We start from the raw sequence: 9,070 nt of genomic DNA, 5'->3' as shown, positions 1-9,070 counted from the left end.
CTTAGTTATGCCACGAGGTGCTCATTGGCTGTTCATCTTCAATGGGTTAAGGCTTCACCCCGTTCTAAGGGGCGGTTTCCCATGTTGATGTGGAGCACAGTTATTACTTTCCTCCTCTCGGCGGTGGCCATCGGGCCGCTGCGGGCGAGTGCTCCCTCCTGGCTTCTGTCTGGTGCAGAACTGGCGGCAGTGGTCAGTGTCTTTGCCCTGGTGTGCTTCCTTGAAAGCAGCGGTGGCAACGCCGATCGCTCCAATCCCACCGGCTGATAAGTTTTCGTAAGGGACTCCGCCTACGGTGCTGCTCCGTCCTTGATCGGAGACAGCCTATGAGACGCTTTCTGCTCGCCATGATCGGGATTGTCCTGGCGTCCCCAGCAGTCATCGCGGATGGCCTGAGCCTTGCGGGCTCGCTCTGGCAATGCACCCGCGCTTCCGACCGATCTCAGTTCGTGATTACCTTCTATCCGGGGGTGGCGTCGGGGGAGGGGAATTCGAGAACAACGAGGTAAGCCCCTACATTTTTCGATGCCTCGCACACCAAACCGGGCGAATGGTCGGGCTGGTGGAGCAGACAGGCCAGCGTTTCACCTGGTCGTTTCCCGACCAGAGCATCCGAATTGACGGGAGCCTCTCAGGCCCTGGGCAGGCAAATGCGCGGCTCACCGGCACCGAGACCTCGTTGGGAGAGCGCTCGGGCATTACCTGCACCTCCCTGTCCAAGCTGCCAAAGATCGGGGACGGTTTGGTCATCCCCTGGAATAACCATTTCATCGACTTGGATCAGGACGACGGCGAGCTGAAGGTGCCGGCGGGCATCTCTCTGCGGGAGCCAGGAGGTCGATAAGATTTATGGCTGCGGTGATCAGGGGTTAGTCGCAGATTCTGGTTCTGCGAGTTGTTACATCGCCATAGGCGTCGATCCGTTTTCGGACGACAACGCGGCACTCCTCTACCGGCGCAGAGATGCCGACAACTCTCTCCCGGTATACGGGTGGAGGCAGGAGCGGCTGCCCAGAGACGATCGGGAGGTTCCGGGGAGGGACCAAGGCAGGCCCCTCATAACCATCGCTATACTCCAGAGGCACAATCGGCAGAGGTCGCTGCGGCACCAGGGCTGGCCCTTCATAGCCACCAACGAAGCCTTGCTCGATCACCCGCCGGCCAATGACCCTGTGCTCGACCGGTGGGGCGATATAGGTCTCCTCAACCCCAAGCCTGCGCCGGACTGGTGGACGCTCCAGAACCGCCTGTTGATCCTCGTAGTATGGAGGGAGATCTGCCGCGATGGCAGCCGCGGTAATCACCAGAGACGATCCACTGAGCACAAGTGCAGCCAAGCTCAGTCGTGCAACTTTATGAAATTCAAAGGCCTGCATGTGAGCTCCTGACGCTCCTCGAAAGAGAACGTAGCCTTACGGTCAAGGTTCCGCTCGATGGAGTTTGAGAACGTGGCCTGGAGGCTCCAAAAGCTTTAGGTCCAGATGTCTGACCTCTCAGAATTGTGAAAGACTACGGCAACAGAAAACGGGAATAGAGCTCGCGTAGGGGTTCCTATCGCAATCTTAATATGCGACCCGTCAGGCATGCGGTCAGATTTAGGCTTTAATTCCTCTGCTGCAAAGCTTCTGACTGACCTTAGGAAATCCCTTCTATTGTGCTGTTAGAGGCCCCTTTTAAGAATGCATTTTCCGCTGCCGTCCAACGAAGACGAGCGCCTCGCCGCCCTTCATCAACTTCAGATCCTCGACACGCCTACATCGCCGGCTATCGATCGGATCTGCAGGATTGCACAGCGGTTGTTCGACGTTCCGATGGTTCATGTGACGCTGGCCGACACTCATCGGTACTTCTTGAAGGCGCGGTTCGGTGGAAGTGATGCAACGGAGGTGCCTCGAGATCACGCTTTCTGCAACTACACGATCTTGCACGATGAGGTCTTCGTGGTGCCTGACGCATGGGCAGACCAGACATTCATCAAAAACCCCCATGTGTCGGGCCCACCGTTCATCAGATTCTATGCTGGCGCCCCACTGACGATCCGGCCGGGCATCCGGCTGGGTGCCTTCTGTATTACGGACGTGAGGCCACGCGAGTTCAGCCCCCATCAGACATCGTTGCTTCGTGGTCTCAGCCGGTTGGTGGTCGACGAGATCTGGCTGCACCACCTGGACGTCTCGGGTCACGTTGAGACCCAATTCCATGCGTCTGGTACGACCGATCAATCTCTCGACTTCGAGACATGGATTCTGCCGACGAGCGCTCAGATCCGGGCAGCCCGTGGGCCGCTGAATTGGTCAATCCGAGAACTCGCAGGCGGCCAGCATCTCCCCGGCCTCGGTAAAGCAGATGGAGATTTCCGGAGAGCTTTCGGTCCGGCGCACCAGCGTGGACGCGGTTGTGCAAGCCTTTGAGCAGCACGGCGTTCAGTTTACGCGCGAGCCCGATGGGACTGTTGGGGTGGTCCGGAGGTCGGCGCTAGGGGACGTCCGCATCCCTGAAGAAACCGACTACCCGTTCTAAGAAGCGCTTGCCGGTCAACTGGGGAGGTGATGGGATACGTGGGTCCGTGGTTCGGACATCGCCTCCCAGGCGAGTTCGGCCAGCGCTCCATAGCGTTCCTGGTGGGCGGCGGAAGCCCAGATCACCTCCAGGTGGCCTCGGATGTCACGCAGCGCGATGACCGAGCCGTCCCAGCGAACCGTGGGTGAGGCAGCTGAGCTGGCGTCGTAGCCCGTTTCCTCACGCCAGATCATTCGGGCAATGGCACACATCACCCCGAAGGCCTCGTGGAGCCGGAAGACGCGGTCCGGCTCTGTCTCCTCATTGAGGGCCGACATGGCGGGGTAGTGATAGAGGCTGCTCATCAGGGGTGTAACCATCTTTCAGGCCAAGATGGGAACCTATGGCATGCCTAGGCCCTGAAGGCGTTGCGGCCAAAGGCCCCTAACCAACCAGAATGAACAGAAAAGCCTCCCCACCCGCCGTTGCCGTGGAGGTGAGGAGGCTTCCTTGAAGTGAGGAGGATGTGTCCTCGCCCGAGTAACGGCGGACCTGGCGGATGGTTTCACCGGCTTGAGACCGGGTCCGCGACGAAAGGGTTATTGCCAGCTATCGAGCCGATCGGTTTTGCTGGGGTGGATCAAGGCGACCGGCTTGGCCGTTAGCCAGACTGGGCCCAATGAAGAGACAGGTAGCAGTGATGACGGGACGCAGCGACAGGCCTTTGCCAGCTTAGTGGCCATGGTTCCTGGCGAGTATGGCGAGCGTCAGCTTCGCTCTTGCTACGCTTTTAAGGTAAGGTCCAAAGGCCTCCAGCTGAGCTTTTGCAGGCGTGTTCCGGGCGATACGGCCCCGCTGAAACCCATCACACGAGCGTGAGTTGCCTCTTCACATAGGTTAATCAGGGGCAATGCAGGGCACAGCCTTGAGAATTATGCCATGCAGCAGAATGACACTCGGGATTGGTCGCGTGACCTCCCCAGCAGCTTGAACTTTTCCCAGGAGCAGGTGGTCTTCTTCATCGGGCATTCCCTAAAGAGCCTGTACGATGATGTGCTCGCTGCCGACATGCCGGAGCATCTGAAAGCTCTTGTGCTCAAGCTTGAGGAGACATATCCCCCGTAGGCCATGCCGCTCGTGAGGGCCCCCTTTGTACGGTGGATGATCTGATGACCAGCAGGAACGTGACCCGAGTGGATCTGGCCCAGGCCGTCGTCGAGGCTGTTGGTTTGACCCGCCACGAAGCGGTGGCGCTCTCGGAGCAAGTGTTGGCCGAGATTTGCGATACCTTGGAGCGCGGCGAGAACGTGAAACTCTCCGGCTTCGGGAATTTCGTGGTTCGGGAGAAAGCCGAGAGAACCGGTCGAAATCCGAAGACGGGGGTTGAGGTCCCAATCGAACCTCGCCGCGTTGTCACCTTCACCCCATCCCATAAGCTGAAGGATCGTGTGAACGGCGATCCGGTGAGCGCCTGATCTAAGGCGCCGTGAACCCGCCCCTGAAATAAGAGACCTGTTCTCAGAGGCTAATTGCCCTTCGCAGGAGGATGCAAAGCCATCGGTGGCTGTGCCGTGAGCAGCGGGTATCGCCAAATACGGGGTTTGTACCGACTATAGGTTGAGCAAGCCCGCCCGCTCATCGTGGGGAACGGCGAAGATGGAACAAATCAACAACCAATTAGAATAGCCGAGCTTGAAAAACTCGAATCACGGACTCATTCTATTTCGGGTCGGCTTAATTCGGCAGACATGTCCAATAGCCGTGCGGGGCTGGTAGGACGCTCATCACCTCTTCGTCGTTCAAAAGTTTGTCTGAACCGGTGAGTGCATCGGGGCAGGAGTTCAGGAGTCTCTCTTTTGGCTACGCTGAAGCAATTTGAAGAAGCCCTGCGCGCCCAAGGCATGAATATGGCCTTGGCTATCCTGGAGAAGATGCGCAAGGAGGAGAAGAAGACCCGGTCGATCGCTCCGGCCCGTCGCGTCTCAGGGCGCAAAATGACGCCAGAGCTCGCCCGCAAGATCCTCGAGCTTCATAGCACCACCGACATGACCCAGCAGGAGATCGCGTTCCAGCTTGGGATCAACCAGGGTCGAGTGAACGAGGTGATCAAGCGCGGAAAGTGGCTCACTGAGGATTCGCAGTCCGAGGAGGCTCAGGCGCGAGATAAGGCGAAAGCCCGGATGAAGCGCATGCAGTCGGAGGATACACCGATCCCGCGCAAGCAGCCGGTGGCCGCAGGTGTCGAAGAAGCGCCGAAAAAGCCGAGAGCGAAGTCGGCCAGTCCTGCACAGTTGTCGATCGACGACTTCCTCAAAGTCTCCGACGACTAAATGGAATCTTGTATCAGCTAGACCCAGCGCCGCTGGCGACAATCAGCTCAAGCCGCGGCAGATCGGTGTGGTGCATCAGCAGCACGCCGTTCTTGTGCGCGAGCTGGTGAGCCGACTTGGTGAAGACCGAGTTGGTGACAACCACTGCGTAGGGTGCATCCTGAAAGGCGGCTGCGGCATAGGCTTCCTGAACCGCCTTGTTGCCGACGGTGCCGTTGTAGAACTTGCACTGGATCACAACCCGCCGGTCTTCCTTCTCGGCAATGATGTCAGCTCCCTGGTCGCCTGATCCGGGGGTGAGCGCAGCACGCCATCCGGCCTCCTGTAGGACATCCCGGCAGTAGAGCTCAAATTCCCTGCCGGTCATTGTGTCGTCGAGCACAACCGTCGACTCGGGTGGCTGGTGTCGATCGATGATCCGGTTGATCCGGGTCCTCAAGCGAGCCGCGTACCGCTTCGAATCCTTGGCCAGGAGATGATCGATCCTCCTGCGCTGGAATTCCGGCACGAGCGTCTTCTTGATGAAGCTGTTGAGGTGCTTATCCCACCCCTCCTCAGAGACATTCCCATATTCGTCAGGTGAGAGCATATGGGCGCGTTTCGTCGCTAGCGTCCTGACATGTGTCAGTGCCGCCCGGTCCGTCAGGTCATAGATCAGCAGGACCGAATGGATTTTGGTGAGGCGCAGGAACAGTAGCAGGGCCAGCCCGATCCAGGCGGCAACCGGCTGGATATACCAGCCGATACCGAGGAGGAAGAGCAGAACGGCGCTGAACGCCTTGTGTCTCCAGAGGTAGCGAAACATTCCCTTATCCGGCAGTCGGCGGGTTCCTATGTGACTGCAAGAGATTGGGTAGCCGACTGGGGTTACCAGCTGCCTCGCAAAGACTTCCGCGGACTGAAACTCACAGGATTATTTCGGCTGCTACTGCCTGGTGATCCGCGTCCGATCGAGAATTTGACCGGCGAAGGCTCGCAACCCTTCTGCCGTGCTGGTCTCGTCCCGCTGAATGACGAAGAGCCCGGTATGGAGCAGGATCATTAACTCTCTGGCTCGTTGAGACTCGGCATCAGTGGCCGGCATCACTTCAGCCATCTTCTCTCTCATGATCGCGGCGTCACGATCCAGGATCTGCATAAGGCGAGAGGTCACTGCATCTCCTTACAAGCGGTTCGTACAGGGGTGTTAGTCTTTGATCACTCACACCCGCTGATTGGTAGCGCTGCGAAGTCGGCAGGTCCAATCACTCAGGCTTGATGCCAAGGGCAAGGCAGTAGCCGTAGTAAGCGTGTTCTCCGGCCTTATGATAGATCTCCACAATGTCCATTTTCTTGCGCCGGTCGAGCGCAAAGCGCGATCTGGTCCGTTGAAGGCGCAGATACACCTTCGGGCAGGCATCGAGTTTGACGGCTTCCCGCAGGCGAGGGAACTCTTCCGTCGACATCTCCGCCGAGTAGCCATCACGCCCCATAAACATCACGAAGACCTTTCCGTGCCCGCGGATGAAGCGCTCGTCGCGGAGAAAGGCAGGGGGCGATGTCTCTGTCATGGGGTTCTCCGATTTGGCAGGCACAACAAAAAAAGCCGCCCCACAATGGAGCGGCTCGTTGTGAAGGCGGGTCGATCCGCGAAAGTGAGAGGTCTTAGACCTCCTGCAGGTTGGCGGCAGACTCTTTGCCCGTCCGGCGGTCCTGCTCGATCTCGTAGGAGATCTTCTGGCCGTCCTTCAGACCGCGGAGGCCTGCGCGCTCCACGGCTGAAATATGGACGAATACGTCCTTGCCGCCATTGTCCGGCTGGATGAAGCCGTAACCCTTGGTTTCGTTAAACCACTTAACCGTCCCAGTCGCCATTCTCGTCTCTAGTCCCTTGTAGTTCCCTCAGGCGGAGCGTCCTGCTCCGCCCTCCGGTGACCGATCGATCACGCGAAGGAGGCTAGTTGGGCAAGGTAACCGTGGCAACAACGTGGCAAAATCAATATTAACTTTTCTTCGGATGCCGCGATTGCTCCCGGCCGGTCACTTCCGCCCAGAACTGGTCCGCTCGGCCCTCAAAGGTATTCGGGCCCCGGCTGTCGCTTTGATAGAACTGGCCAGGTGTGATGCCTGGGGCATATTCCTGCTCCACCCAGCCTCTCGCGTCGTCATGCGGAAAGATGTACCCGCCATAGCCATGCAAGGATTTGGCGCTGGCATAGTGGGTATCGCGCAGATGCAGCGGAACTGGGATTGGCGGAGCGGACTGGGCGTAGGCCATAGCCTGTCCAATCCCGCGGCAGACCGAGTTCGATTTTGGAGCCCGGCAGATATGCAGAGCTGCATGCGCCAAGACAATCTGGGCCTCAGGATAGCCGATATGCTGCACGGCATGCAGCGCCGCGACAGCCGTCTGAAGGGCGGTGTTATCCGCGAGGCCGACATCCTCAGAGGCATGGATCATGATCCGCCGAGCGATGAATCTCGGGTCTTCGCCGGCATGAATTAATTTAGCCAGCCAGTAGAGCGTCGCGTCGGGGTCAGACCCTCGCATTGACTTGATGAAGGCGCTGATCGAGTCGTAGTGTTGATCGGCATTCCGATCATACAGAACCGGCGACGCCTGAAACAGGTCTGCGACCATCTCCCCAGTAATCGTCAGCATTGAGCCCGCGGTGGCATGGGCCGTAAGCCGGTCCATCGCCGTGAGAACGCGTCTGGCATCTCCACCCGCGTGAGCTGTGAGCTGTGCTAGAGCTGCTTCATCGACGTTGACCGAAATTCCTTTCTCCTCGAAGTGGGCCACGGCGCGAGTGACGACGTCCTTCATGTCGTTGACGGTCAGCGGCTCAAGCCGGAAGACAGTCATGCGTGACACGAGGGCAGGGGTGAGGACGAAACTCGGATTGCCCGTCGTCGCGCCAATCAGGTCAAAGACGCCGTCCTCGACGAGGCCGAGAAGATAGTCGCTTTGGCTGCTGCTGAAGCGATGCACCTCATCGGCAAAGACCAGGAGGTCGCGAACCTGCGATTCCCGGCCGAGTTCCTTGATGTCGGAGACGTTGTTGTGCGCGGGGTGGAGTTCCCGAAACTCTTTCCCGATCTCCTGGCCGATGGATCTCGCAATCGTCGTCTTGCCCGTGCCTGGAGGCCCCCAGAACAGCAATGCGCCCACACGCCCGGAGGACACGATGTTCCGGAGCACCGTGCCGGGGGCAAGGAGATGGCGCTGACCAACGATGTCATCGAGGCGGGTTGGCCGTATCTGAGCGGCAAGGGGCTTGGGGCGGTTACGCGCCGTGGCCGTCTGGAAGAGATCGCTCATGTGTGAACCTAAGGGATGTCCTTGCCCGGTTTCCGGGCGCTATGGGGAGCCTGAGATATGGTGATTTGATGCCGCGAATTCATCATCGATCCAAGGCTCTGCGACACTCTTCCATCAGGCCTCCCCAGCATTGTTCACGAGTGCCGGTAGCCGTCGGTTTCGATGCCGATGAACATCCCGTGCCAGGTTCCGCCGAAGACGCTGTCGAATGACAGGAGCTGGAATCTCTTCCGGAAAGCCCGATAATTCGGACTGCCATCTGGAGAGCGTTGAAAGAGCTGGTGCATGGACTTGATTTGGGCCCGGGTCGGGCGAGCGCGGTTCATGATTTCCCTCTTCTAAGTGGATTGAGGTTGGATCACTCGGTGAGGATGTGGGCAGCGGGCAGAACGGCTTTGGCCTGATCCGTGAAGAGGAATCCGACCTTCTGCTCTTCCGTCATGAGGTCCCATGCGGCGCGGAACAGGTCCTGAAGATCGCCAACCTCATGGTCGCCTTCCGAATCCTCGCCGTGTACGAAGGCAGCATGGGTGTAGGTGTCGGCACCCTTCACGTCAGTGAGCGTGAGAGGGCGCTTGGTGTCGTCTCGTTCCGTGAGGACCGGCTCAAAGAACTTCCTGGCCGGAAGCCCATCGCCCTCGTCGAACACGTTGACGATCTTGCCCTCGATGGCGAGGGTCAGTGCGATCCCTTGAGATCCCTCGAGGCGCTCAATGCGATCAATGATCGCCACGGCGCCGACCGGGAACGTGAGTTCGTTGTCATCGGGGTCCAAGCCGCTGGTTTCGACCAGCATTTGAACCACGTTGTCTTTCTTGAACCCGAGGGCCTCATGCAATTCCTGGGTCATTTCAGGTGTCCTCGATTGATGTTTCTGGGGTTTTCCGGAGTGGGAGTGCGCCAAGCAAAAAGGGCCGTCGTCTCTCGACGACAGCCCTCT

Annotated in this window: 14 protein-coding genes; 6 read left to right on the top strand and 8 right to left on the bottom strand. The window is 58.9% G+C overall.

Annotated elements, in window-relative coordinates; all coding sequences use genetic code 11:
• Nucleotides 1–81 precede the first annotated feature (81 nt).
• The 3 genes from U0023_RS35135 (at nucleotide 82) to U0023_RS35125 (ending at nucleotide 2,411) form a co-directional block, all read left to right on the top strand.
• A complete protein-coding gene (locus U0023_RS35135; protein ID WP_009492182.1) occupies nucleotides 82–267 on the top strand; it encodes a hypothetical protein in 186 nt (61 codons plus the stop codon).
• A 283-nt stretch (nucleotides 268–550) separates the two neighbouring features.
• Nucleotides 551–844: a hypothetical protein gene (locus U0023_RS35130; RefSeq protein WP_009492180.1), complete on the top strand. Its 294-nt coding sequence runs from the start codon at nucleotides 551–553 to the stop codon at nucleotides 842–844.
• 835 nt (nucleotides 845–1,679) lie between these two features.
• Nucleotides 1,680–2,411 (top strand): GAF domain-containing protein, encoded by a 732-nt coding sequence (locus U0023_RS35125; protein ID WP_009492178.1) that lies wholly within the window; start codon nucleotides 1,680–1,682, stop codon nucleotides 2,409–2,411.
• A 123-nt stretch (nucleotides 2,412–2,534) separates the two neighbouring features.
• Here U0023_RS35125 and U0023_RS35120 read toward each other — a convergent pair whose 3' ends face one another.
• Entirely contained in the window at nucleotides 2,535–2,864 is a 330-nt protein-coding gene (locus tag U0023_RS35120; protein WP_040639219.1) for a hypothetical protein, read from the bottom strand.
• Nucleotides 2,865–3,438: 574 nt separating this feature from the next.
• On the opposite strand from U0023_RS35120, the gene U0023_RS35115 reads away from it, so the two are divergent.
• The 3 genes from U0023_RS35115 to U0023_RS35105 all read left to right on the top strand — a co-directional run bounded on the left by U0023_RS35115 (nucleotide 3,439) and on the right by U0023_RS35105 (nucleotide 4,829).
• Nucleotides 3,439–3,624, top strand: a complete 186-nt coding sequence (locus tag U0023_RS35115; RefSeq protein ID WP_009488645.1) for a NepR family anti-sigma factor — start codon at nucleotides 3,439–3,441, stop codon at nucleotides 3,622–3,624.
• A 44-nt stretch (nucleotides 3,625–3,668) separates the two neighbouring features.
• Nucleotides 3,669–3,974: an integration host factor subunit alpha gene (locus U0023_RS35110; RefSeq protein ID WP_009488644.1), complete on the top strand. Its 306-nt coding sequence runs from the start codon at nucleotides 3,669–3,671 to the stop codon at nucleotides 3,972–3,974.
• A gap of 381 nt (nucleotides 3,975–4,355) precedes the next feature.
• Nucleotides 4,356–4,829 (top strand): sigma factor-like helix-turn-helix DNA-binding protein, encoded by a 474-nt coding sequence (locus U0023_RS35105; RefSeq protein ID WP_009488643.1) that lies wholly within the window; start codon nucleotides 4,356–4,358, stop codon nucleotides 4,827–4,829.
• Nucleotides 4,830–4,842: 13 nt separating this feature from the next.
• Here the strand turns inward: U0023_RS35105 and U0023_RS35100 are convergent, their stop codons facing one another.
• The 7 genes from U0023_RS35100 to U0023_RS35070 form a co-directional block, all read right to left on the bottom strand.
• On the bottom strand, nucleotides 4,843–5,634 hold the full coding sequence (locus U0023_RS35100) for a restriction endonuclease (protein WP_009488642.1): 792 nt from the start codon (nucleotides 5,632–5,634) through the stop codon (nucleotides 4,843–4,845).
• 120 nt (nucleotides 5,635–5,754) lie between these two features.
• On the bottom strand, nucleotides 5,755–5,925 hold the full coding sequence (locus U0023_RS35095) for a hypothetical protein (RefSeq protein WP_154660866.1): 171 nt from the start codon (nucleotides 5,923–5,925) through the stop codon (nucleotides 5,755–5,757).
• 148 nt (nucleotides 5,926–6,073) lie between these two features.
• Complete coding sequence (locus U0023_RS35090; RefSeq protein ID WP_322883893.1) at nucleotides 6,074–6,379, bottom strand: hypothetical protein; 306 nt, start codon at nucleotides 6,377–6,379, stop codon at nucleotides 6,074–6,076.
• A 94-nt stretch (nucleotides 6,380–6,473) separates the two neighbouring features.
• Entirely contained in the window at nucleotides 6,474–6,683 is a 210-nt protein-coding gene (locus tag U0023_RS35085) for a cold-shock protein (RefSeq protein ID WP_262267116.1), read from the bottom strand.
• Between the two features lie 127 nt (nucleotides 6,684–6,810).
• The gene (locus tag U0023_RS35080) at nucleotides 6,811–8,130 is read right to left on the bottom strand and encodes a replication-associated recombination protein A (RefSeq protein WP_322883892.1); all 1,320 of its coding nucleotides are present in this window, start codon (nucleotides 8,128–8,130) and stop codon (nucleotides 6,811–6,813) included.
• Nucleotides 8,131–8,264: 134 nt separating this feature from the next.
• A complete protein-coding gene (locus U0023_RS35075) occupies nucleotides 8,265–8,456 on the bottom strand; it encodes a hypothetical protein (RefSeq protein ID WP_009492176.1) in 192 nt (63 codons plus the stop codon).
• A 32-nt stretch (nucleotides 8,457–8,488) separates the two neighbouring features.
• A complete protein-coding gene (locus tag U0023_RS35070; protein ID WP_009492175.1) occupies nucleotides 8,489–8,980 on the bottom strand; it encodes a hypothetical protein in 492 nt (163 codons plus the stop codon).
• Between the last annotated feature and the right edge of the window lie 90 nt (nucleotides 8,981–9,070).

Origin of the sequence: Microvirga lotononidis (assembly GCF_034627025.1) — a bacterium.
In the GTDB taxonomy this organism is placed as follows: Bacteria; Pseudomonadota; Alphaproteobacteria; order Rhizobiales; family Beijerinckiaceae; genus Microvirga; species Microvirga lotononidis.
The sequence above is the reverse complement of the archived record's forward strand: the minus strand, read 5'-3'. Positions and strand labels throughout refer to the sequence as shown.